General features: G+C 71.9%; 21 protein-coding genes. 10 read left to right on the top strand and 11 right to left on the bottom strand.

Going from position 1 to position 21,277, the window contains the following annotated elements; all coding sequences use genetic code 11:
- Window positions 1-78: 78 nt before the first annotated feature.
- Both RI578_RS22595 and RI578_RS22590 read right to left on the bottom strand, forming a co-directional pair.
- A complete protein-coding gene (locus RI578_RS22595) occupies window positions 79-2,046 on the bottom strand; it encodes a protein kinase domain-containing protein (RefSeq protein ID WP_310872757.1) in 1,968 nt (655 codons plus the stop codon).
- An 87-nt stretch (window positions 2,047-2,133) separates the two neighbouring features.
- Window positions 2,134-3,114 (bottom strand): EamA family transporter, encoded by a 981-nt coding sequence (locus RI578_RS22590; protein WP_310872756.1) that lies wholly within the window; start codon window positions 3,112-3,114, stop codon window positions 2,134-2,136.
- A gap of 298 nt (window positions 3,115-3,412) precedes the next feature.
- Between RI578_RS22590 and RI578_RS22585 the strand changes: the two genes are divergently transcribed.
- Together RI578_RS22585 and RI578_RS22580 are read left to right on the top strand one after the other, a co-directional pair.
- Window positions 3,413-3,865, top strand: coding sequence for an NUDIX domain-containing protein (locus tag RI578_RS22585; RefSeq protein ID WP_310872755.1), 453 nt, complete (start codon window positions 3,413-3,415; stop codon window positions 3,863-3,865).
- A gap of 102 nt (window positions 3,866-3,967) precedes the next feature.
- A complete protein-coding gene (locus RI578_RS22580; protein WP_310872754.1) occupies window positions 3,968-4,585 on the top strand; it encodes a dihydrofolate reductase family protein in 618 nt (205 codons plus the stop codon).
- A gap of 15 nt (window positions 4,586-4,600) precedes the next feature.
- Here RI578_RS22580 and RI578_RS22575 read toward each other — a convergent pair whose 3' ends face one another.
- Window positions 4,601-5,083 (bottom strand): DinB family protein, encoded by a 483-nt coding sequence (locus RI578_RS22575; RefSeq protein WP_399063152.1) that lies wholly within the window; start codon window positions 5,081-5,083, stop codon window positions 4,601-4,603.
- A gap of 344 nt (window positions 5,084-5,427) precedes the next feature.
- Between RI578_RS22575 and RI578_RS22570 the strand changes: the two genes are divergently transcribed.
- Window positions 5,428-5,799, top strand: coding sequence for a VOC family protein (locus RI578_RS22570; protein ID WP_310872752.1), 372 nt, complete (start codon window positions 5,428-5,430; stop codon window positions 5,797-5,799).
- A 144-nt stretch (window positions 5,800-5,943) separates the two neighbouring features.
- Here RI578_RS22570 and RI578_RS22565 read toward each other — a convergent pair whose 3' ends face one another.
- A complete protein-coding gene (locus RI578_RS22565; protein ID WP_310872751.1) occupies window positions 5,944-8,811 on the bottom strand; it encodes an FAD-binding and (Fe-S)-binding domain-containing protein in 2,868 nt (955 codons plus the stop codon).
- 110 nt (window positions 8,812-8,921) lie between these two features.
- Here RI578_RS22565 and serC point away from each other — a divergent pair, with 110 nt between their 5' ends.
- Window positions 8,922-10,040, top strand: a complete 1,119-nt coding sequence (gene serC / locus RI578_RS22560) for a phosphoserine transaminase (protein ID WP_310872750.1) — start codon at window positions 8,922-8,924, stop codon at window positions 10,038-10,040.
- Between the two features lie 91 nt (window positions 10,041-10,131).
- Here the strand turns inward: serC and RI578_RS22555 are convergent, their stop codons facing one another.
- Window positions 10,132-10,959 (bottom strand): ABC transporter permease, encoded by an 828-nt coding sequence (locus RI578_RS22555; protein ID WP_310872749.1) that lies wholly within the window; start codon window positions 10,957-10,959, stop codon window positions 10,132-10,134.
- Complete coding sequence (locus RI578_RS22550) at window positions 10,956-11,927, bottom strand: ATP-binding cassette domain-containing protein (protein ID WP_310872748.1); 972 nt, start codon at window positions 11,925-11,927, stop codon at window positions 10,956-10,958. The genes RI578_RS22555 and RI578_RS22550 overlap by 4 nt, the downstream gene beginning before the upstream one ends.
- Window positions 11,928-12,018: 91 nt before the next feature.
- Between RI578_RS22550 and RI578_RS22545 the strand changes: the two genes are divergently transcribed.
- Window positions 12,019-12,807: a TetR/AcrR family transcriptional regulator gene (locus tag RI578_RS22545; protein WP_310872747.1), complete on the top strand. Its 789-nt coding sequence runs from the start codon at window positions 12,019-12,021 to the stop codon at window positions 12,805-12,807.
- Here RI578_RS22545 and RI578_RS22540 read toward each other — a convergent pair.
- On the bottom strand, window positions 12,781-13,764 hold the full coding sequence (locus tag RI578_RS22540) for a WD40 repeat domain-containing protein (RefSeq protein ID WP_310872746.1): 984 nt from the start codon (window positions 13,762-13,764) through the stop codon (window positions 12,781-12,783). The two genes, RI578_RS22545 and RI578_RS22540, sit on opposite strands and share 27 nt — an antisense overlap.
- Before the next feature lie 112 nt (window positions 13,765-13,876).
- On the opposite strand from RI578_RS22540, the gene RI578_RS22535 reads away from it, so the two are divergent.
- Window positions 13,877-14,569, top strand: coding sequence for a GDSL-type esterase/lipase family protein (locus RI578_RS22535; RefSeq protein WP_310872745.1), 693 nt, complete (start codon window positions 13,877-13,879; stop codon window positions 14,567-14,569).
- Window positions 14,570-14,626: 57 nt separating this feature from the next.
- On the top strand, window positions 14,627-15,619 hold the full coding sequence (locus RI578_RS22530; RefSeq protein ID WP_310872744.1) for an aldo/keto reductase: 993 nt from the start codon (window positions 14,627-14,629) through the stop codon (window positions 15,617-15,619).
- A gap of 143 nt (window positions 15,620-15,762) precedes the next feature.
- Here the strand turns inward: RI578_RS22530 and thpR are convergent, their stop codons facing one another.
- The 3 genes from thpR to RI578_RS22510 all read right to left on the bottom strand — a co-directional run bounded on the left by thpR (window position 15,763) and on the right by RI578_RS22510 (window position 18,453).
- On the bottom strand, window positions 15,763-16,335 hold the full coding sequence (gene thpR, locus RI578_RS22525; RefSeq protein ID WP_310872743.1) for an RNA 2',3'-cyclic phosphodiesterase: 573 nt from the start codon (window positions 16,333-16,335) through the stop codon (window positions 15,763-15,765).
- A 285-nt stretch (window positions 16,336-16,620) separates the two neighbouring features.
- Window positions 16,621-17,988 carry an MFS transporter gene (locus RI578_RS22515; RefSeq protein WP_310872742.1) on the bottom strand — a complete coding sequence of 456 codons (1,368 nt, stop codon included), beginning with the start codon at window positions 17,986-17,988 and terminating at the stop codon, window positions 16,621-16,623.
- A gap of 27 nt (window positions 17,989-18,015) precedes the next feature.
- Window positions 18,016-18,453: a MarR family winged helix-turn-helix transcriptional regulator gene (locus tag RI578_RS22510; RefSeq protein WP_007450858.1), complete on the bottom strand. Its 438-nt coding sequence runs from the start codon at window positions 18,451-18,453 to the stop codon at window positions 18,016-18,018.
- A 156-nt stretch (window positions 18,454-18,609) separates the two neighbouring features.
- On the opposite strand from RI578_RS22510, the gene RI578_RS22505 reads away from it, so the two are divergent.
- Window positions 18,610-18,792 carry a hypothetical protein gene (locus RI578_RS22505; RefSeq protein WP_055417808.1) on the top strand — a complete coding sequence of 61 codons (183 nt, stop codon included), beginning with the start codon at window positions 18,610-18,612 and terminating at the stop codon, window positions 18,790-18,792.
- A 10-nt stretch (window positions 18,793-18,802) separates the two neighbouring features.
- On the opposite strand, the gene RI578_RS22500 is transcribed toward RI578_RS22505, so the two are convergent.
- Window positions 18,803-20,260 carry an NCS2 family permease gene (locus RI578_RS22500; RefSeq protein ID WP_310872741.1) on the bottom strand — a complete coding sequence of 486 codons (1,458 nt, stop codon included), beginning with the start codon at window positions 20,258-20,260 and terminating at the stop codon, window positions 18,803-18,805.
- A gap of 181 nt (window positions 20,261-20,441) precedes the next feature.
- Here RI578_RS22500 and RI578_RS22495 point away from each other — a divergent pair, with 181 nt between their 5' ends.
- Window positions 20,442-20,696, top strand: coding sequence for a DUF2530 domain-containing protein (locus RI578_RS22495; protein WP_310872740.1), 255 nt, complete (start codon window positions 20,442-20,444; stop codon window positions 20,694-20,696).
- Between the two features lie 5 nt (window positions 20,697-20,701).
- Complete coding sequence (locus RI578_RS22490) at window positions 20,702-21,217, top strand: GNAT family N-acetyltransferase (protein ID WP_310872739.1); 516 nt, start codon at window positions 20,702-20,704, stop codon at window positions 21,215-21,217.
- Window positions 21,218-21,277: the final 60 nt, after the last annotated feature.

Genomic DNA, 21,277 nt, shown 5'->3' with positions numbered 1-21,277 from the left:
GGAGGCGCACGGAGGCGCACGGGGGACGGAGGCGCCCGGACGGCGGGGAAAGTCAGGCCTCCTGGCCGGGCTCGGACCTCAGTCCGCGCGCCAGACCGTCATGTCCGCGGTGACGAAGCCGGCCTCCGGCATGGCGGTCGACTTCACCTGGACGACCAGCAGCATGATGTCGCCGTTGCGGTGCTTGGCGCAGATCTCGGTCCCGGCCGAGGCGGCGGCCAGCGGGAGGCGGTGGCCGTCGATGTCGGCATCGGCCTCGACGTCGGCCATCCTGTGACGGCAGTCCTCGTACGTGGCGCCCGGCTCGCCGAACATCATGGAGAAGACGCTGGTGTCGCTCTCCAGTGCGCAGGTCTGCGCGCAGGTGAAGCGGATGTCTCCCTTGCGGTCGTCGCGGGTCCTCCCGTCGCTGACGCTGAGTGAGTTCTTGCCGTTCAGATACTGGGGGCCGTAGGCGTGGGCCACCGGAGCGGTGGAACCGGCGGCGGCACCGTCGGCCGCCGCGTCCGGCGCGGCCGATCCGTCGGCCCCCGACCCGGACCCCTCCGTGGCCACCGTTCCGGACGCCGGGCCTCCGGATGCCGCACCGCCGGACGCCGCATCGCCGGACGCCGCATCGCCGGACGCCGACGATCGTGCCGTCGGGCCGGGGCTCCCGGACTCGGACGCGGACGCGGCCGTGTCCCGGTCGCGGGTTCGGTCCATCGCGTCCCGCAGCGTCCACGCCGCCGTGAGTACCAGCCCGCCCGCGGCCAGGGCGGCGGCCGCGATCAGGGCGGCGCGTCTCCTACGGCGCTTCCGCTCGTCCGGTCCGGCCGGCCGCTGCGGCGCGGTCGTGCCGTACGGACCGGCGGGCCAGAGCGCGGCACCCGGACCGTACGGGGCGGCGCCCGGCCCCTGACCCGTATGGGGCCACTGAGCGGTAGCGGGCCACTGCGGGCCGGCGGGCCCCTGCTGGGCGGGTGCCGATTCCGGGCCGGCGGGCCCCTGCGGGACGGCTGCCGAATCCGGGCCGACGGGCCCCTGCGGGACGGCTGCCGAATCCGGGCCGGCGGGCCACTGCGGGACGGCTGCCGAATCCGGGGCGGTCCACGGCCGGGTGTGTACCGCGGTCGGAGCCGGCGACGGCTCCGGAGCCAGGGGAGCAGGCGGCGGGACCGTCGCCTCCGACCCCGCGAACTCCCGCCAGACGTCCGGCCCCGCGCCCGTCTCGGCGTCCCGCCCCAGTTCCCGTCGGCACCACTCGACGACCTCCGCCGGGGTGACCCGCTCCCCCGGTTCCGCGGCCAGGCACCGGGCGAGCAGCCCGCGCAGTCGCTCGGGCAGTCCGGACAGGTCGGGCTCGGAGTGCACGATCCGGTACAGCACGCTGACCGCGGGCCCGTCCCCGTAGAGCGGCCTGCCCAGCGCCGCGAAGGCGGCCGTCTGGCCGAGCGCGAAGATGTCGGTCGCCGCCGTGACGTCACCCGCGGACGCCTGCTCGGGAGCCATGTACTGGGGCGTGCCGATCGCGGTGCCCGTGGCGGTGTGCGCGGTGCTGTCGGCGGCGAGCGAGATGCCGAAGTCGATGACCCGCGGTCCGTCCGAGGCGAGCAGCACGTTCGACGGCTTGAGGTCCCGGTGCACGATCCCCGCACCGTGGATGGCCTGCAACGCCTCGGCGACCCCCGCCATCAGCCACAGCACCGCCGGGACCGGCAGCGGCCCGCTCCGGGCGACGACGTCCGACAGGGCGGGGCCGGGCACGTACAGCGTGGCCAGCCAGGGCGGTGTGCCGTCCGGGTCGGCGTCGATCAGTTCGGCGGTGTAGGCGCCCTTCACCTTCCGGGCCGCCTGGATCTCCCGGCCGAAGCGTCGCCGGAAGGTCGGGTCGTCGGCCAGTTCCGACCGTACGACCTTGATGGCCACCGGCCGGCCGCCCTGGGTGTGGGACAGGTAGACCCGGCCCATGCCGCCCGCGCCGAGCCGCGCCGCGAGGCGGTAACCGGCCACCGTGCGTGGATCGTCGTCCTGCAAGGGCTGGAAGACCTCGGCCGTGTGGTTCATCGGTTCCTCCCCATGATCCCGATGAGATGACCAGGTCCGCAGCCTATGCGGTGGGGGTGAGCGCCGGTCCGGCCGGGGCGCCGGTGATCAGTGCGCCTGGGACACGTCCGGGAGCGCCTTCACCCGGCGCCGCCCCACCTGCGTACGCACCGCGCCCATGCTGGCCGCGATGACCAGGGCGATGGCGGCGGACTGGGTGGCGGACAGGGCCTGGTCGAGGATGAGGAAACCGGCCGCCGCGGCGATGGCGGGCTCCAGGCTCATGAGGATGGCGAAGGTGGGCGCGGGCAGGCGGCGCAGGGCGAGGAGTTCGAGGGTGTAGGGCAGGACGGAGGAGAGCAGGGCGACCCCGGCGCCCAGCGCCAGTGTCATCGGGTCGAGGAGCTTGCCGCCCGACTCGGCGATGCCCAGCGGCAGGAACAGCACCGCCCCGACCGCCATGGCGAGGGCCAGCCCGTCGGCCTGCGGGAAGCGGCGCCCCGTACGCGCGCTGAAGACGATGTACGCCGCCCACATCGCGCCCGCCCCCAGCGCGAAGGCGACACCGGCCGGGTCGAGGCTGTCGAAGCCGCCGCCACCGAGGAGGAAGACGCCGGCCAGGGCGAGCGCGGCCCAGACCAGGTTGACCGCGCGGCGGGAGGCGAAGACGGAGAGGGCGAGCGGGCCGAGCACTTCCAGGGTGACGGCGGGGCCGAGGGGGATGCGGTCGACGGCCTGGTAGAAGAGGCCGTTCATGCCGGCCATGGCGATACCGAAGACGACGACCGTGCCCCAGTCGGCCCGGGAGTGGCCGCGCAGCCGGGGCCGGCAGATGAGCAGCAGTACGACGGCGGCCACGGCCAGCCGCAGGGTCACCACGCCGAGCGCGCCGGCCCGGGGCATGAGGCTCACCGCCAGCGCGGCGCCGAACTGCACGGAGAGGCCACCGGCGAGGACCAGACCCACCGGCCCCAGGGAACCCCGTCCGCGCGGGGCACCCGCCGGGTCGGAGGCGGGCCCGGTGCCCGCCACAGGTGCGGTGGCCGCGGTGGCCGGAGTGGAGGGGGGGGCGGCGCTGGGGGTGGTCACGGGGCCTTCCTGGGTCTGGGCGTCGAGTCCGGGCTCTGAGTCTTGGCGCGGGGAACGAAACTCCTGCCGGGCGCCGCGCATCGCACCGCGCCGGCCGCTCCGGAGTCGCGCCGACCGGTCCAGAGTAATGACCTCCGGACAGGACCGTGCAAGGTTTACACACCTGACGATGAGTCCCTCGCCCCGCCCGGGTCAACTCCGTCCGTCATACGGACCGCCCGCCGCGGCGGGTACCGTCCCCATGGCGCGTCCCGTGCCCGAATCCGTGTTCCGCCCCCACCACATCCCCCGAGGTCCCGTGCGACGACTTCTTGCCCGCCTCTGGCGGCTTCTGCGCCCCGTTCAGAGCCGCGTCATGTGGATCCTGCACGCCAAGTTCGTGGTCGGCGTGACCGGCGTCGTGCGCGACGACGAGGGGCGGGTCCTGCTCCTGAAGCACCGAATGTGGCCGCCGGGCCGCCAGTGGGGCCTGCCGAGCGGTTTCGCGCGCAAGGGCGAGGACTTCCGGGAGACCGTGGTCCGCGAGGTGCGGGAGGAGACGAACCTCGACGTGGAGGTGGGCCGCCTGGTCATGCTGAACAGCGGCTTCCGCACCCGGCTGGAGGTGGCCTACGAGGCTCGCCTGCTCGGTGGCGAGCTGCGCATCGACCCCTTCGAGATCCTGGAGGCCCGCTGGTGCCGCCCGGACGACCTTCCCGAGGGCGTCCAGCCGGTGTGCCATCCGCTGGTGCGGGGCGAGACGGTTCCCTGAATCGCCCGCGCGGGTGTGTCGAAAGCGCCGGTCCCCGATCGACGCAAGGAGTGAAGACACACGCGAGTGAGACACACCCACCCACCCCGAGGAGCACCCCTCATGACCACCGTGACCGCGGACCTGGCCATCACCCTCGACGGCTACGTCGCCGGCCCGAACGTCACCCTCGACAACCCGGGAGGCGACGGCGCCGAGCCGATCTTCGAGTGGATCCACACCCTGGCGAGCTGGCGGGAGCGCCAGGGCATGACCGGCGGGGAGGAGAACCGCGACTCCGAGCTGGTCCGCGAGTGGTTCGACGCCACCGGGGCGGTGGTCATGGGCCGGACGATGTACGACACGGGCGAGGAGTTCTGGGGCGACAACCCGCCCTTCCGCACCCCGGTCTTCGTCCTCACCAACCGCCCCCGCCCGACCCTCGTCAAGGAGGGCGGCACCACCTTCACCTTCGTCACCGACGGCATCCACAGCGCACTGGAGCAGGCGAAGGCCGCCGCCGGGGACCGGAACGTCGACATCGGGGGCGGGGCGAGCACGGTGCGGCAGTACCTCGGGGCCGGGCTCATCGACGAACTCCAGCTGCATGTGGTGCCCGCGCTCCTCGGCGACGGACTGCGCCTCTTCGAGGGGCCGGGCGCGGGGCGGCGCGACCTCGAACAGATCAGGGTCGTCGAGACGCCCCTGGCCACCCACCTGAAGTACCGCTTCGTGAAGTGACCCGGACGCCGCCGGTCAGCCCATGCTTTTCGCGCCGTCCAGGGACTCGCGGATGATGTCGGCGTGGCCGGCGTGCTGGGCGGTCTCGGCGACGATGTGCATCAGCACCCGGCGGGCCGACCACTGCCTGTCGGCCTCGAACCACGGGGCCTTCGGCAACGGCTGCGTGGCCCCCAGGTCGGGCAGCGTGGCGACCAGGTCGTCGGTCCGGCGGGCCGCCTCGGCGTAGTCGGCCAGGACCCCGGCCAGCGTCTCACCGGGCAGCATCCGGAACTCGTCGGCCCGCTGGGCCCAGTCGGCCTCGGTCATGGTCGTGAAGTCTCCTCCCATCGCCGACGGGCCGTCCACGATGAAGTTCGCCCAGCTCCGCTCGACGGAGGACACGTGCTTGATCAGGCCGCCCAGGCAGAGCTCGCTCGCGGTGGTCCGGAGCCCGGCCTGCTCGTCGGTGAGGTCACGGGTGGTGAAGCGCAGGAAGTGCCGTTGGTGGGCCAGCATCTCCAGCAGGTCGGCACGCTCACCGGTGACGGCCGGGGCCTCGGCCGGGTCGCCGGTGGTCAGGTCGCGGGTGGTCGACGCGTCGAGAGTGGTCATGGTCTCCGCCTTCCGGTGTACTGCTCCGTCGGTCGAGGACCACGCTATGAGTCATAGAGGTCAGATCGTGTCCTAGATCACCCACGGCAGAGGACGGATTGTCTAGGTGAACTGAGAAGCGACGCCCCGTGGCGGCCCCGACTCCTCCTGCGGGGCCGTCCTGCCTCGGGCAACTGCGAGCAGAACGGGGCCGGGCCGCTGCCTCTAGGGTGTCCACGCGAAGGTTCACCGATCGGTCCGGAGATGCCATGCCACTGCAGATGAAGTTGGCCGCGATAACACTCGACTGCCCCGACCCACCGGCTCTGGCGGAGTTCTATCAGCAGGCCACCGGCCTTGAGCCACACCCGAATTCGGATGCCGACTTCGCGGGTCTCAACCGTGAGGACGGCCTTTTCATCGGATTTCAACGGGTCGACGACTACCGGGCTCCACTCTGGCCCGGCCAGAGCGTTCCCCAGCAGCTGCACCTCTGCTTCTACGTCGCGGACCTGGACGAGGCCGAGGCCCTGCTGCTCGAGCTGGGGGCGGGGAAGCCGGATCACCAGCCTCATGAGGCTGCCAGAGCGCGTGTCCTCACCGACCCCGCTGGTCATCCCTTCTGCATCTGCCGAGGCTGATCAGGGACACCTGGCCGGCGAAGTCGGCTGAGGCTCTCGGATCCGCCGGTTCCGCTCTCAGATGAGCGCGGTAAGTACATCAACCCGCCTTTGTCCGCGCTTTCTCCGACCTCCCTCGGCGGAGGGACTGTCGCCACCCGCCCGTCACTCTCCCTCCAACGCCTCCGCCAGCACCTCCGCCAGATGACGCCCCCGCACCCCCGCCAACTGCTCCAGCTGCGTCCGGCACGAGAAGCCGTCCGCCAGGACCACCGCCCCGTCCGGTGCCTCGCGCACCGCCGGGAGCAACTGGTCCTCCGCGCAGGCGGCCGAGACCTCGTAGTGGCCGTCCTCGAAACCGAAGTTGCCCGCGAGGCCGCAGCAGCCGCCGGTCAGCTCGCCGGTCAGGCCGGCCGCCTCGCGCAGGCGGCGGTCGGCCGCGTCGCCCAGGACCGCGTGCTGGTGGCAGTGGGTCTGGCCGGTGACCGGGCGGTCCAGGGCGGGCGGCGTCCAGTCGGGGGCGTGGCGCTCCAGGGCCTCCGCGAAGGTCAGCACGCGGGCGGCGAGCCGAGCCGCCCGTGGGTCGTCGTGCAGCAGCTCCGGCAGGTCCGTGCGCAGGGCGGCGGCGCAGCTCGGTTCCAGGACGACAATCGGCGCCGAGGTCTCCAGCACCGGGGCCATCAGGTCCAGCGTGCGGCGCATCACCGCGCGGGCACGGTCCAGTTGGCCCGTGGAGACGTACGTCAGGCCGCAGCAGACCCGGCCCCGGCGGGCGGTCAGCAGCGCCAGAGCCGACTTCGACGTACCGTCCCCGATCACGGCACGCCCCCGCAGCAGCGTCGGCGGCAACGCCACCCGCAGCCCCGCCGCCTCCAGCACCCGTACGGCCGCCCGGCCCACAGACGGCGACAGGTGCTCCGTAAAGGTGTCCGGCCAGAGGACCACCAGGTCGCCGGTCCGCCCCGCTTCCGCGGGCCGCCTGCGCCACCACCTGCTGAACGTCTCCCCCGCCAGCCGCGGCACCTCCCGCTCGCCCGCGATCCCGCCCAGCCGTTTCGCCACCGCGGCCAACGGGCGCACGGACGCCAGCGCGTTGACGGCCGGGGCCAGACGGGCCCGCGCCGCCCAGCGCAGCCACACCGGCAGCCACCCCATCGCGTAGTGGGCGGCGGGGCGGCGGCGGCCGGCGTAGTGGTGGTGCAGGAACTCCGCCTTGTACGTGGCCATGTCGACCTCGACCGGGCAGTCGGAGCGGCAGCCCTTGCAGGACAGGCACAGGTCGAGGGCGTCCCGGACCTCCGTGGAGCGCCAACCGTCGGTCACCAGCTCACCGGCGAGCATCTCGTGCAGCAGCCGGGCACGCCCGCGAGTGGAGTGCGCCTCGTCTCCCGTCGCCCGGAACGACGGGCACATCACCCCGGACCCCGCCGCCGACGTCGTACGGCACTTGGCGACCCCGACGCAGCGCCGTACCGCCGCCGAGAAGTCGCCGCCGTCGGACGGGTAGCCGAACGCCACGTCCACCGGCTCACGCGGCAGGACGGAGAAGCGGAGGTTCGCGTCGAGCGGCGCCGGGCGGACCAGCATCCCCGGGTTGAGCAGGTCGTCCGGGTCCCAGACGGCCTTCGCGCGCTCGAAGAGGGCGACCGTCTCCTCGCCGTACATCCTCGGCAGCAGCTCCGCCCGCGCCTGCCCGTCCCCGTGCTCCCCGGACAACGAACCCCCGTGCGCCACGACCACGTCCGCCAGCTCCTCCGAGAAGCGGCGGAAGCGTGCCACCCCGGCGTCCGTCAACAGGTCGAAGTCGATGCGTACGTGGATGCAGCCGTCCCCGAAGTGCCCGTACGGCGTGCCGCGCAGGTCGTGGGCGGACAGGAGGGCCCGGAAGTCCCGCAGGTAGGCGCCGAGCCGGACCGGCGGCACCGCGCAGTCCTCCCAGCCGGGCCACGCCTCCGAGCCGTCCGGCATCCGCGTCGCCGTCCCGCTCGCGTCCTCTCGGATCCGCCACAGCGCCCGCTGCCCGGCCGGGTCGGTCACCACCAGCGCGTCGACGACGTCGGCCGCCCGGACCACCGCCTCCGCGCGTGCGCGCGCCTCCGCCGCCGTGTCGCCGCCGGTCTCCACGAACAGCCATGCCCCGCCCCGGGGCAGCCCGGCCGCGGACGCCGGCGGCACCAGGTCCACCGCCATGCCCTCCACCGTCAGCGGCCCGAGCGGCAGCAGCCCGGCCGCCGCCTCCGCCGCCCCGGACTCGTCGGCGTATCCGAGCACCGCCAGCGCACGCGCGCGCGGTGCCTCGACCAGCCGGACCACCGCCTCGGTCAGCACGCCCAGCGTGCCCTCGGAACCGCAGAAGGAGCGGGCCACGTCCGCGCCGTTCTCCGGCAGCAGCGCGTCCAGCGCGTAGCCGGAGATACGGCGGGGCAGGTCGGGGAAGCCGGTGCGCAGGCGCGCCAGGTCGCCGTCGACCAGTTCGCGCAGGCCCTCCGGCGCCCCGGCCCACTCCTGCCCGAGCCGCAGCCGCTCCCCCCGCGCGGTGAGCACCGCCAGCTCGCGCACGCTGTCCGCCGTCGTGCCCCACGCCACCGAGTGGGAGCCGCACGAGTTGTTGCCGATCATTCCGCCGAGCGTGCAGCGGCTGTGGGTGGAGGGGTCGGGGCCGAAGCGCAGGCCGTGCGGGGCGGCGGCCCGCTGGAGCCGGTCGAGGACAAGACCCGGCTGGACGACGGCCGTTCGCGCCTCCGGGTCGAGCGAGACCAGTCGGTTCATGTGCCGGGTGAAGTCCAGGACGACTCCCGTGCCGGTCGCCTGTCCCGCGATCGACGTGCCACCGCCTCGTGCCACGACCGGCACCCCGCGCGCCCGGCACACCTCCAACACGGCGGCCACGTCGTCGGCGTCTCTCGGTGCCACCACACCCAGCGGGACCCGCCGGTAGTTGGACGCGTCCATGGTGGTCAGGGCCCGGGAGGTGACGTCGAAGCCGACCTCGCCGCGTACGGCCGTGCGCAGTGCTGCCTCCAGATCGGTCATGACTCCAGCATGGGCTCTCGTAGGTCGGCACAGGTCCGCAAGACGGAGATCTCGTCTCATCGGACGGACATGGCTTCGCCCGGTTTGGCCGACGGGATACCCTCCGGCTCGTGGCTGAGATCCAGATTCCTGCTGACATCAAGCCCGCGGACGGTCGATTCGGCGCGGGTCCCTCCAAGGTGCGGGTGGAGGCGCTGGACGCCCTGGCCGCCACCGGTACGTCCCTGCTCGGCACCTCCCACCGCCAGGCCCCGGTCAAGAACCTGGTCGGCAAGGTCCGTGAGGGCATCCGCGAGCTGTTCCGGCTCCCCGACGGTTACGAGGTGATCCTCGGCAACGGCGGCTCCACCGCGTTCTGGGACGTCGCGACCCACGGCCTGATCGAGAACAAGTCGCAGCACCTGAGCTTCGGCGAGTTCTCCTCCAAGTTCGCCAAGGCGGCGAAGCTCGCCCCCTGGCTGGCCGAGCCGACGGTCGTCTCCTCCGACCCGGGCACGCACCCCGAGGCGCGGGCCGAGGCCGGCGTGGACGTGTACGCGTTCACGCACAACGAGACCTCGACCGGCGTCGCCATGCCCATCAAGCGGGTGGCCGGCGGAGACGAGGGCTCCCTCGTCCTCGTCGACGCCACCTCCGGCGCCGGCGGCCTGCCCGTCGACATCGCCGAGACCGACGTCTACTACTTCGCCCCGCAGAAGTCCTTCGCCTCCGACGGCGGCCTGTGGATCGGCGTGTTCTCGCCGGCCGCCATCGAGCGCGCCGAGCGGATCCACGCGAGCGGCCGGCACGTCCCGGAGTTCTTCTCGCTGCCGACCGCGATCGACAACTCCCGCAAGAACCAGACGTACAACACCCCGGCGCTGGCCACCCTGTTCCTGCTGGGCGAGCAGCTGGACTGGATGAACGGCCAGGGCGGCCTGGACTTCACCACCGGCCGCACCAAGGACTCCTCGTCCCGCCTGTACGCCTGGGCGGAGGAGGCCAAGTACGCCAACCCGTTCGTCACCGACCCGGCCAAGCGTTCGCAGGTCATCGGCACGATCGACTTCACGGACGAGGTGGACGCCGCCGCCGTCGCCAAGGTGCTGCGCGCCAACGGCATCGTCGACACCGAGCCGTACCGCAAGCTCGGCCGCAACCAGCTGCGCGTCGCGATGTTCCCGGCGATCGACCCGGCGGACGTCGAGGCGCTCACGAAGTGCGTCGACTACGTGATCGAGAAGCTCTGAGCGCCACGCTTCCCGTAGTACGTCCACTCCCGTAGTACGTCGATGAGGGGCGCCCGGCACTCGCCGGGCGCCCCTCATCCGTTCCCCGCTCCTACCTGCTGAGCCGCTGGAAGCGCCGCACCGCCAGCGGCAGGAAGATCGCCGTCAGGATCACCGGCCACACGCCCGCCATCAGCAGCGCGTGCTGCTCGACCCACGAGTCGCCGCCGCCGACCGGCGTGCCGAACAGTTCGCGGGCCGCCGCAGCCGTGGACGAGATGGGATTCCAGGCCGCCACCCAGCCCAGCCAGTCGGGCATGAGCTGCGGGGCGACGAAGATGCTGGAGATCATCGTCAGCGGGAACGCCACCGCGAACAGGCCGCCGGCCGCCTCCGGGTTGGGGACCAGCAGGCCCAGCCAGACCCCGATCCAGATCAGCGCGAACCGCAGCCACAGCAGCAGTCCGAAGGCGCCCAGGAAGCCCCAGCCGCCGTCCGGCCGCCAGCCCATGGCCAGCGCCGTGAGCATCATGATGGCCAGCTCGGCACAGGCGACCACGAGGTCGGTCACCCCGCGCCCCGCCACCACAGCCGAGGAGGACATCGGCATGGAGCGGAACCGGTCGATGACGCCCTTGGTGGAGTCGTAGACGACGACGGTCGCGGTGTTGATGAAGCCGAACGCCATGGTCATCACGAACATGCCCGGCATCAGGAAGTCCTTGTAGTCCCCGCCGCCCGGCACCGTCATCGCGCTGCCGAAGACATACCCGTAGAGGAGGACGGACAGGATCGGGAAGCCCAGCTGCCAGGCGATGTTGACGGGCTGGCGCTGGTAGTGGGTCAGGCCGCGGCGGACGATGTTGCCGCAGTCGGCGAGCAGCCAGTACAGCCGCCCGCGCTCACGCGTGCCTCCGGTCGTCAGGTCGAGGGCGCTCATACCGCCACCTCCTGCTTCTCCGCACTCGTACGGTGTCCGGTCAGGCGCAGGAACACGTCGTCCAGGCTCGGCCTGCGCAGCCCGATGTCCTCCACCGCGACGCCCTCGTCCTGGAGGGTGCGCGCCACCTCGGTCAGCGCGGACACCCGGTCGGTGACCGGGGCGTGCACCCGCAGCGCCTCCTCGTCGGCCTCGGGTTCGCCGTCGCAGACACGGGCGACCACCTTCACCGCCCTCGGTATCTCGGCCCGTTCGGCGACCATGACCTCGATGCGGTCGCCGCCGACCAGGTTCTTCAGCCCGTCCGGGGTGTCGTCGGCGATGGACCTGCCCTGGTCGATGACGGTGATGTGCGAGGCGAGCTTGTCGGCCTCCTCCAGGTACTGCGTGGTCAGCAGCACCGTCGTGCCGCTCGCCACCAGCGCGCGGACGGACTCCCAGACCTCGCCGCGACTGCGGGGGTCGAGGCCCGTCGTCGGCTCGTCCAGGAACAGGACGGACGGGGCGAGGATCATCGACGCGGCGAGGTCGAGGCGGCGCCGCATACCGCCGCTGTACTTGCCGACACCCCGGTCGGCGGCGTCGGTCAGGTCGAACTGCTCCAGCAGCTCGACGGCCCGCGCGCGGGCCCGCGCGCCGCCCAGGTGGAACAGGCGCCCGAACATCTCCAGGTTCTGCCGGCCGGTGAGCACCTCGTCCACGGCCGCGTACTGCCCGGTGAGGCCGATCCGCGCCCGTACCTCGCGCGGCCGCCGGGCGACGTCCAGGCCCGCCACCTCGGCCCGTCCCCCGTCCAGCCTGATCAGCGTGGACAGGATGCGCACGGCGGTGGTCTTGCCCGCGCCGTTCGGCCCGAGCAGGCCGTGCACGGTGCCCTCACGGACGGTCAGATCGAAGCCGTCGAGGGCGCGTTTCTCGCCGTACCGCTTCTCCAGGCCCTCGGCACGTACCGCGTAACCGTCGCTCATGGGTCCCCCTCTCACTCCCTAACTGAGTACACCGTACCCTATTACGCGTACGCCGTACCCAGTTTCTTTCTCGCGGACTTAGACTGACCTCATGGCAAGCGGTACGGAGACCAGCGGCAGCGGTGACATCGGCCGCACCCTCGAACTGTTGTGGGACACCGGCAGGCGGCCCAGCCGGGGACCCAAACCGGGCCTGACGCTGGAGCGGATCGTCGAGGTCGCCGTCGAGGTCGCGGACCGGGACGGGCTGGGCGCGGTCTCGATGCGCCGGATCGCCACGGAGCTGGGCACCGGCACGATGTCCCTGTACCGCTACGTCCCCGGCAAGGGCGAGCTGATCGACCTGATGCTGGACCGCGTACAGCGCCCGTCCGAGGACCCCGACGACTTCGGCGACGGCGGCTGGCGTTCGGCACTGCACGCCCTCGGGCACGCCACCCTCGCCCTGTACCGCCGCCACACCTGGCTGCTGGAGGTCAACCAGTCCCGCCCGATCCTCGGCCCGAGCGCCATGGACGGCATGGAGAAGGTCCTGGCCAGGATCAAGCCGATGGGCCTGACCGATCCCGAGCTGCTGTCGGCGATCATCACGATCGACGGGTACGTCGTCGGCGCCGCGCGCACACAGGTGTACGAGGCGGAGGCCGAGCGCCGGTCCGGGCTGACGGACGCTCAGTTCTGGGGAGCCCAGCAGCCCGCGCTGGAGAAGGCCATGCTCAGTGGGCGCTATCCGGTCCTGGCCTCCCTCTCCGAGGACACCTTCGGCTCCGACTTCGACCACTTCGAGTTCGGACTGCAGCGCATCCTGGACGGGCTGGAGGTGCTGGTGGCCGCGCGGAGCGCGGCGCACGGCTCAGCGGCGGCGGAACAGTCGCCGTAGCCCGAGGAACACGGCGGCGCACGCGACGATCAGGCCGACCGCCCCGACCTTGAGGGTGTCCCCGCCGGATCCGTCGTCCCCTCCGCCGCCCTCACCCGAGGCGTCGGAGCCGCTCCCTGCCGACCCGCCGCCGCCCCCGGGCGCGTCCTCGGCCTTCACGGGGCTGCCGGCGCCCTCCATCCCGAGCAGCAGCTTCTCGCCGTCGGTGGTGTAGGTGACGGACTCGCCCTGCCCGAGGGGCACGCTGATCCGCCCCTTGCGCTGGATCTTCCCGCCGTTCCAGTCGTACCAGATGCCCCCGAGGTAGCCGCGTACGGCGAGCGTCTCGCCGTCCGGGGAGAAGGCGGCGTCGGTGGCCCAGAGGTCGACGGGGGCGGCGCGCCGGAAGACGTTGGTGCCGGAGGCGGAGAGCTTCGCCGGGCCCTCGTACAGGTGCCCGCCGTCCTCGTTCTTGTCGATGATGTAGACCTGCCCGGTCTTCGGGTGGACGGCCATCGACTCGGCGTCTCGGGAGCCGTCCGCGTACTTCACGACGTACTGCGTCGCCTTGACCGTCTGGTCCTTCAGTTCGGTCGGCTCGGGCAGCTCGTAGATCCACACGTACGGCCAGGTCACGCCCTCGTTGTCGCCGATGTCGCCGACGAAGATGCGGTTGCCCGGCCCGATGGAGATCGCCTCGACGTCCCGGGGCGTGCCGACGCCGGAGAGCGCGACGCGGGCGACGGTCTCGCCGGTGGAGCCGTCCACGGCGTAGAGGTAGGGGCCGTTGTCCTGGTCGTTGTGCGTCCAGTAGACGCCGGGGTGCAGGCGGGAGGCGGCGAGGCCGCTGGACTCGGTGATGCGCGGGTCCTCGATCGTGAAGCCGTCGCTGCCGCCGACCCCGTCGGCGGCGGAGGCGGGCACGGCGAACGCGCCCACGAGAAGGGCCGCGGCGAGGAGGGCGAAGGGTCGGCGCATGCGCCAAGCCTGCCATCCCGCACGGGTGTTCACGGCGGGGGTCACGCATGGAGTCACGCTGCGTGGCCGGGCTCACATCGCGCGGGCCAGGGAGATCGTCCATGATGAGCGGATGCTCAGGTTCATGTTCGTCGGTGACTCCATCACGATCGGGAGCGCAGGCGAACACACGTGGCGCTACCGGCTGTGGCAGCACCTGCGCGACTCCTACGGCCGCCCCTTCACGTTCGTCGGCCCCCGCGAGACGCTGCACGACCCGTCGACGGACGCCCCCACCTCGTACGCCTACGCCGAGCCCGACTTCCCCCGCGCCCACCTGGCCGGCTGGGGCGAGGGCTGGCACCACATGGCCCCGCTGATCGGCGAGACGGTACGGACCTGCCGCGCGGACGTGCTCCTGGTCTCGCTCGGCCTGATCGACCTCGGCTTCTACACGAACGCGGAGCAGACGGCCGACAACGTCCGGGCCTTCGTGGCCGGGGCCCGCTCGGCGAACCCGCGCGTGCGCATGGCCGTGATGCCGGTCGTCCCGAACATCCGGGTGGCGGCCGACACGTCCTTCGCCGAGCAGGTCACCCGGTTCAACGGCCTCCTCGCGAAGACGATCGCCGACCTCGACGACCCCCGCTCCTCGCTGCTGCTCGTCCCGCCGCCCGCGTCCTACGACTTCCACGTGGACACCTACGACGGCACGCATCCCAACGAGAGCGGCGAGCACCGGATCGCGGAGGCGTTCGCGGAGGCGATGGACGAGGGGTGGGGGCTGGGCGGGCCCTATTCGGCTACGAGGACTTCGAGTATGTAGCCGAGGTCATCCCACCCGCTTGCCTGGAGCGCACTCCAAGTCGTTGGCTTGGGGACCATGAAGTACACGCAGCTCGGACGCACAGGACTCAAGGTCAGCCGGCTCGTCCTCGGGACCATGAACTTCGGTCCGCAGACCGACGAGGCCGACAGCCACGCCATCATGGACGCGGCGCTGGACGCCGGCATCAACTTCTTCGACACCGCCAACGTGTACGGCTGGGGCGAGAACAAGGGCCGTACCGAGGAGATCATCGGCAACTGGTTCGCCAAGGGCGGCGACCGGCGCGACAAGACCGTCCTCGCCACCAAGGTGTACGGCAACATGGGCGCCGACGGCGAGGCGTGGCCCAACCACGACAAGCTCTCCGCCGTGAACATCCGGCGGGCCGTCGACGCCAGCCTCAAGCGGCTGCGGACCGACCGTATCGACCTGTACCAGTTCCACCACATCGACCGCGCCACCGGGTTCGACGAGATCTGGCAGGCCATCGACACCCTGGTCCAGCAGGGCAAGGTGCTCTACGCCGGGTCCTCGAACTTCCCCGGGTACAAGATCGCCCAGGCCAACGAGACCGCCGCCCGGCGCGGCGGCACCATCGGGCTGGTCAGCGAGCAGTGCCTGTACAACCTGGCCGAGCGCCGCGCCGAGATGGAGGTCGTCCCGGCCGCGCAGGACTACGGCCTCGGCGTCATCCCGTGGTCGCCGCTGCACGGCGGACTGCTCGGCGGGGTCCTGAAGAAGGAGGTCCAGGGCGGACGGCGCGCCTCCGGGCGGGCCGCCGACGTCCTGGCCGACCCCGCGGGCCGCGCACAGATCCAGGCCTACGAGGACCTGCTCGACAAGCACGGCGTCGAGCCCGGCGAGGCCGCGCTGGCCTGGCTGCTGACCCGGCCCGGCGTGACCGGCCCGATCGTCGGCCCGCGCACGGCCGAGCAGCTCACGTCGGCGCTGCGGGCCGTGGAGCTGGAGCTGTCGGACGAGCTGCTGACCGGGCTGGACGAGGTCTTCCCGGGGCCGGGGCCGTCGCCGGAGGCGTTCGCCTGGTAGTGGCGTGAGCGGGGCGGCGGCCGCCCCACGGCCTGCTCACGGCCGCTCAGCCGAGCGCCGCCGCCACCGCCACCACGACGAGCATCAGCACGAGCACACCGGCCATGATCCGGTTACGGGTCTTCGGGTCCACGCCCCCGAGCCTAACCGGAGACGCCGAGCGGGCTGCGGGCGACCGTCTCGTAACGGGGCTGCTCGCCCGGCACCCCGGACCTCGGCAGGTTGCTGCGCACCAGCGCCAGGTCGGTCACGGTCCAGGTGCGGCTGGTGAAGCCGTCCAGCGTCTCGACGTACGGCCGCACGTCGAACGCCTCGCGGCTGCGGGCCACGGTCAGGTGGGGCTTGTAGCGCCGGTGCTCGCCCATCTCGACGCCCGCCTTGCGCCCCGCCGACTCCGCCCGGTCCGCGAGCAGCCGCAGGGTCGCCACGCCACCCTCCGCTCCGGCCCACAGCGCCCGCCCGCGCCCGAACTGGCCGCCCCCGCGCAGCGCCAGCTCGAAGGGCGCGGTGCGGTGGGCCGCCCGCTCCAGGCGGGCCGACAGATCGGGTACGAGGTCGTCGTCCACCTCCCCGTAGAAGGCGAGCGTGAGGTGCCACCCCGGGCGGCCGGTCCAGCGCAGCCCGTCCGCACCGGGCAGCTTCCGCAGCGCGGCCACCTCGGCGGCGAGGGCGGCGGTGACGTCCTCGGGAGGCAGTACGGCGGCGAACAGTCTCATGGGGCCACAGTCTGCCCGGCATGACCCTGGCGCTGTAGCGGTCGTTGTACCGCGTGGTTGTATTCGTCCGGAGAGGCGCGACAGACATGACCGACAGCGGCGACGAACTCACACCTGATCGTCGACCCGTACACCGGCGAGTGGCACCTGCACACCCTGCCGAAGGACGGCAAGTACCACGCCGCCGTCAGCTTCGGCTTCGGTGCGGACATCGACCTGACCGGCACCGTCGTCGGCCTCACCCTGGAGACCGGCGACTTCCCCCGCGACTGAGCGGGCGACCGGTCACGCCGCCGGCGCCAGTTCCTCGCGTCGTTCGCGCGGCACGAAGCGCACCTGCGGATGCCCCCGGTGCCAGCCGACCGACAGGCGCAGGTTGCCGACGCGGGCCAGGACCAGGCCGATCACGACGGCCGCCGTGGCCGCCACCGCGCCGCCCGCGGCGAAGCCCGCCCGGGCTCCGTACGTGTCCGTCACCCAGCCGACGATCGGGGCGCCGACCGGGGAGCCGCCGAGGAAGACCATCATGTAGAGGGCCATCACGCGGCCCCGCATGGCCGGGTCGGTGGACATCTGGATGCTGGTGTTGGCGGTGACGTTGACCGTCATGCTGAAGACACCTATCGGGACCATCAGCAGCGCGAACAGCCACAGCTCGGGTGCCGTCGCCGCCACCATCTCCAGGGCGCCGAAGGCGAGCGCCGCCGCGATCAGGACCCGCAGCCGGGCCGTGCCGCGCCGGGCGGCGAGCAGGGCGCCGGCCAGCGAGCCGACGGCCATGAGGGTGTTGAAGAGGCTGTAGGCGCCGGCCCCCGCGTCGAAGACGTCGTCGGCGAAGGCGGACAGGAAGACCGGGAAGTTGAAGCCGAAGGTGCCGATGAAGCCGACCAGCACGATGGTCCAGATCAGCTCGGGGCGGCCGGCGACGTAGTGCAGACCCTCCCGCAGCTGTCCCTTGCCGCGCGGGGCGCGCTGGACGGCGTGCAGTTCGCGGGCGCGCATCAGCACCAGGCAGCTCAGCGGCGCGACGAAGGACAGGCCGTTGGCGAGGAACGCCCAGCCGGTACCCACGCCGGTGATCATCAGACCGGCGACGGCGGGGCCGACCAGGCGGGCCGACTGGAAGTTGGCCGAGTTGAGGCTGACCGCGTTCTGGAGCTGGTCGCGGCCGACCAGCTCGGCGACGAAGGACTGGCGGGCCGGATTGTCGACGACCGTGGCCAGGCCCATCGCGAAGGCGGCGACGTAGACGTGCCAGACCTGGACGTGGCCGGTCAGGGTGAGGACGGCGAGGAAGAGCGCGGTCAGGGCCATCGCGGACTGGGTCACCAGCAGCGTGGGGCGCTTGCGCAGGCGGTCGACGAGGACGCCGCCGTAGAGGCCGAAGAGCAGCATCGGCAGGAACTGCAGGGCCGTGGTGATACCTACGGCCGCCGAGGAGCCGGTGAGGCTGAGCACCAGCCAGTCCTGGGCGATGCGCTGCATCCAGGTGCCGATGTTGGAGACGACCTGGCCCAGGAAGAACAGGCGGTAGTTCCGGACCCGGAGGGAGGCGAACATCGAGGTCTTGGTCTTGCGAGGGGCGTCGGGGGCGGTCGGGTCGTCGTGGCCGTCAGGTGCGGGGGCGGAAGCTGCTCCGGGTCCCGTACTCAAAAGGGTTCGCCTCCTCGCGAATGCCGCTTACCGGTGTGCGAGCTTCTCCAACACGGGGGCGGCGGCGCGCAGTTTCGCCCACTCGTCCTCGTCGAGTCCCTCGACCAGCGTGGCCAGGAACGCGTTCCGCTTGCGGCGGCTCTCCTCGAGCATCACCACGGCCTGCTCGGTCTGCGTCACGACCTTCTGGCGCCGGTCCTCGGGATGCGGCTCCAGCCGGACCAGCCCCTTCGCCTCCAGAAGCGCCACGATGCGGGTCATCGAGGGCGGCTGGACGTGTTCCTTGCGGGCCAGCTCGCCCGGGGTGGCGCTGCCGCAGTTGGACAGGGTGCCCAGCACCGACATCTCGGTCGGGCTGAGCGACTCGTCGACCCGCTGGTGCTTGAGGCGACGGGACAACCGCATCACGGCGGAGCGCAGGGAGTTCACGGCGGCGGCGTCGTCGCCATGCTTGAGGTCCGGCATGTTCCTTAGCGTAACTCATTAGTCTCGCGAAATACCACCGCTCACCCGCCCGCGTGCCCGTGACGCCCGCCACGGAAACCCGGACTTCACCCGTACGAGTGAGCTGTTTCCGGAAATCGGAGCATCACCCGGTCGGTGGGGGCGACCCTCGTGCGCATGGGGACCAGCGTGCTCAGCCTGCGGATGGACGGGGAGCTGCTCGACCGGCTCCGGCACCATGCGGCGAAAAGGGGAATGAGCGTCCAGGACTATGTCGTCCGGACGCTCATTCGGGATGACTTCGACGAGCGGTTCCAGTCCGCCGTGGAGGAGACGGAACGGTTCTACGGGGTCACGTGAGACCCACCGGTCAGGTGAGACCCAGGGCCGGCATCAGGTAGTAGAAGGCGAACACCGCCGACACCACGTACATCGTGACCGGGACCTCCCGGCCCCGCCCGACCGCCAGGCGCAGCACCGAGAAGGTGATGAAGCCCATGCCGATGCCGTTGGTGATCGAGTAGGTGAACGGCATCATCAGCATCGTCACGAAGGCCGGGACGGCGATCGTGAAGTCGGACCAGTCGATCTCCCGGATCGAGCCGGCCAGGATCAGGAAGCCGACCGCGACCAGCGCCGGAGTGGCCGCCTGGGACGGGACCATCGTGGCGACCGGCGTGAGGAACAGCGCCACCGCGAAGAGCGTGCCGGTGATGATGTTCGCGAAGCCGGTGCGCGCGCCCTCGCCGACGCCGGCCGTGGACTCCACGAAGCAGGTCGTGGCCGAGGAGGAGCTGGCACCGCCCGCCGCGACCGCGACGCCGTCGACGAAGAGGACCTTGTTGATGCCCGGCATCTGCCCCTGGGCGTCGGTCAGCTTCGCCTCGTCGCTGACGGCCATGATCGTGCCCATGGCGTCGAAGAAGGACGACAGCAGGACGGTGAAGACGAACAGCACGCCGGTCAGGACGCCGACCTTCTCGAAGCCGCCGAACAGGCTGACCTCGCCGACCAGGCCGAAGTCGGGGGTGGCGACGGGGTTGCCGGGCCACTCGGGGGTGGTCAGGCCCCAGGAGGGGATGTCGGCGACCGCGTTGATGATCATCGCGAGGACAGTCATCACGACGATCGAGATGAGGATCGCGCCAGGGGTCCTGCGGACGATCAGCGCCAGGGTGAGCAGCACACCGAGGGCGAAGACCAGCACCGGCCAGCCGAGCAGGTGACCGCCGGTGCCCAGCTGGAGGGGAACGGTGGTCTGGGCGGCGTCCGGCATCCGGGTGACGAACCCCGAGTCGACCAGGCCGATCAGCATGATGAACAGGCCGATACCGATGGCGATGGCCTTGCGCAGGCCGTAGGGCACGGCGTTCATCACGCGCTCGCGCAGGCCGGTGGCGACCAGCAGCATGACGACGAAACCGGCCAGCACCACCATGCCCATGGCGTCCGGCCAGGACATCCGCGGGGCGAGCTGGAGGGCGACGACGGAGTTCACGCCGAGGCCGGCGGCGAGCGCGATCGGGACGTTGCCGATGACGCCCATCAGGAGCGTGGTGAACGCCGCCGTCAGGGCGGTCGCGGTGACCAGCTGACCGTTGTCGAGCTGGTTGCCGTACATGTCCTTCGCGCTGCCCAGGATGATCGGGTTCAGCACGATGATGTAGGCCATCGCGAAGAAGGTGGCGAAACCGCCGCGGATCTCACGGGGCAGCGTGCTGCCGCGCTCGGAGATCCTGAAGTACCGGTCGAGGCCGTTCTGCGGGGGCCGCCTGTCTTCGGGCGACTCGGGGGACGGGGGGACCTTGGCGGAGGCCGAGGTGGGCATGCGAGGACCTCATCACCAACAGGTTCCCCCACGGCCTTATTGGTGTTTCCTACGAATGAAAGCGGTCAGAGACAAACGGGTTCAGTATGAACGTATGAGCCACCCGAGCGCTATCTCCGCGCGTAGACCCGTGTGGTGCGGTTCGGTGAACGCGCGGTCGGCCTCCTCGTAAGCTGTACGCATGAAGAAGTGGACACCCACGCACGAGGCGCCGGAGCCCCTGGAGGGCCCCGTGGTTCCGACCATCGTCGGCGGCACCGTCCTCTGGTTCGTCCTCTTCCTGGCGCAGTTGCCGTTCTACGGCTGGTTCGAGGACCACGGGCACACCTGGTGGGTGTGGACCTGCCTGGCCGGCGCCGGGCTCGGACTGATCGGCATCTGGTACGTGCGGGGGCGCGACGCCGCGCTCGCGCGGGCCGCACGGGATGACGCCTGACACCCGTGCCCGAGCTGCCTGATCTTCCCGATCCGCCCGGTCCGGCCGAGCTGCGACTGCTCCGGCTCGACCACGCGCCCGCGCTGCTCGCCTTCGAGCGGGAGAACCGCGCCTGGTTCGCCGCCTCGGTGCCCGACCGGGGCGAGGACTACTTCGCCCGGTTCGACGAGCGCCTCCGCGCGCTGCTGGCCGAGCAGGAGGCCGGGATCTGCTTCTTCCACGTGCTGGTCGGCCCCGGTGGCGAGGTGCTCGGGCGGGTCAACCTCGTGGACGCGGCGGGCGGTGTCGCCGAGCTCGGGTACCGGATCGCGGAACGGGCCGCCGGGCGCGGCCTGGCCACCCGGGCCGTACGGGAGGTCTGCGCACTCGCCGCCCGCGCGTACGGGCTGACCGCGCTGCGGGCCTCGGCCACCCTCGACAACGCGGCCTCACGGGCCGTGCTGGCCCGCACCGGGTTCGTCACCACCGGCACGACACGGCTCGACGGGCGCCCCGGTCTGACCTACCTGCGCACCCTGTAGTACCTGGGCATCAGGGGCCGGATCACCCCGTCCTACCCAGGTTGGAACTTCCCCGCATTC

The organism is Streptomyces sp. BB1-1-1 (assembly GCF_031597775.1).
GTDB lineage: Bacteria > Actinomycetota > Actinomycetes > Streptomycetales > Streptomycetaceae > Streptomyces > Streptomyces thinghirensis.
This window is presented reverse-complemented; position numbering and strand designations above follow the sequence as displayed.

Coding starts and splice junctions, on each gene's coding strand:
- RI578_RS22495 (WP_310872740.1), top strand. CDS start 20,442: ATGAAGAAGTGGACACCCACGCACGAGGCGCCGGAGCCCCTGGAGGGC.
- RI578_RS22510 (WP_007450858.1), bottom strand. CDS start 18,453: ATGCCGGACCTCAAGCATGGCGACGACGCCGCCGCCGTGAACTCCCTG.
- RI578_RS22565 (WP_310872751.1), bottom strand. CDS start 8,811: ATGACCGATCTGGAGGCAGCACTGCGCACGGCCGTACGCGGCGAGGTC.
- thpR (WP_310872743.1), bottom strand. CDS start 16,335: ATGAGACTGTTCGCCGCCGTACTGCCTCCCGAGGACGTCACCGCCGCC.
- RI578_RS22535 (WP_310872745.1), top strand. CDS start 13,877: ATGCTCAGGTTCATGTTCGTCGGTGACTCCATCACGATCGGGAGCGCA.
- RI578_RS22500 (WP_310872741.1), bottom strand. CDS start 20,260: ATGCCCACCTCGGCCTCCGCCAAGGTCCCCCCGTCCCCCGAGTCGCCC.
- RI578_RS22570 (WP_310872752.1), top strand. CDS start 5,428: ATGCCACTGCAGATGAAGTTGGCCGCGATAACACTCGACTGCCCCGAC.
- RI578_RS22575 (WP_399063152.1), bottom strand. CDS start 5,083: ATGCTGGCCCACCAACGGCACTTCCTGCGCTTCACCACCCGTGACCTC.
- RI578_RS22540 (WP_310872746.1), bottom strand. CDS start 13,764: ATGCGCCGACCCTTCGCCCTCCTCGCCGCGGCCCTTCTCGTGGGCGCG.
- RI578_RS22555 (WP_310872749.1), bottom strand. CDS start 10,959: ATGAGCGCCCTCGACCTGACGACCGGAGGCACGCGTGAGCGCGGGCGG.
- RI578_RS22580 (WP_310872754.1), top strand. CDS start 3,968: ATGACCACCGTGACCGCGGACCTGGCCATCACCCTCGACGGCTACGTC.
- RI578_RS22545 (WP_310872747.1), top strand. CDS start 12,019: ATGGCAAGCGGTACGGAGACCAGCGGCAGCGGTGACATCGGCCGCACC.
- RI578_RS22550 (WP_310872748.1), bottom strand. CDS start 11,927: ATGAGCGACGGTTACGCGGTACGTGCCGAGGGCCTGGAGAAGCGGTAC.
- RI578_RS22530 (WP_310872744.1), top strand. CDS start 14,627: ATGAAGTACACGCAGCTCGGACGCACAGGACTCAAGGTCAGCCGGCTC.
- RI578_RS22505 (WP_055417808.1), top strand. CDS start 18,610: ATGGGGACCAGCGTGCTCAGCCTGCGGATGGACGGGGAGCTGCTCGAC.
- RI578_RS22595 (WP_310872757.1), bottom strand. CDS start 2,046: ATGAACCACACGGCCGAGGTCTTCCAGCCCTTGCAGGACGACGATCCA.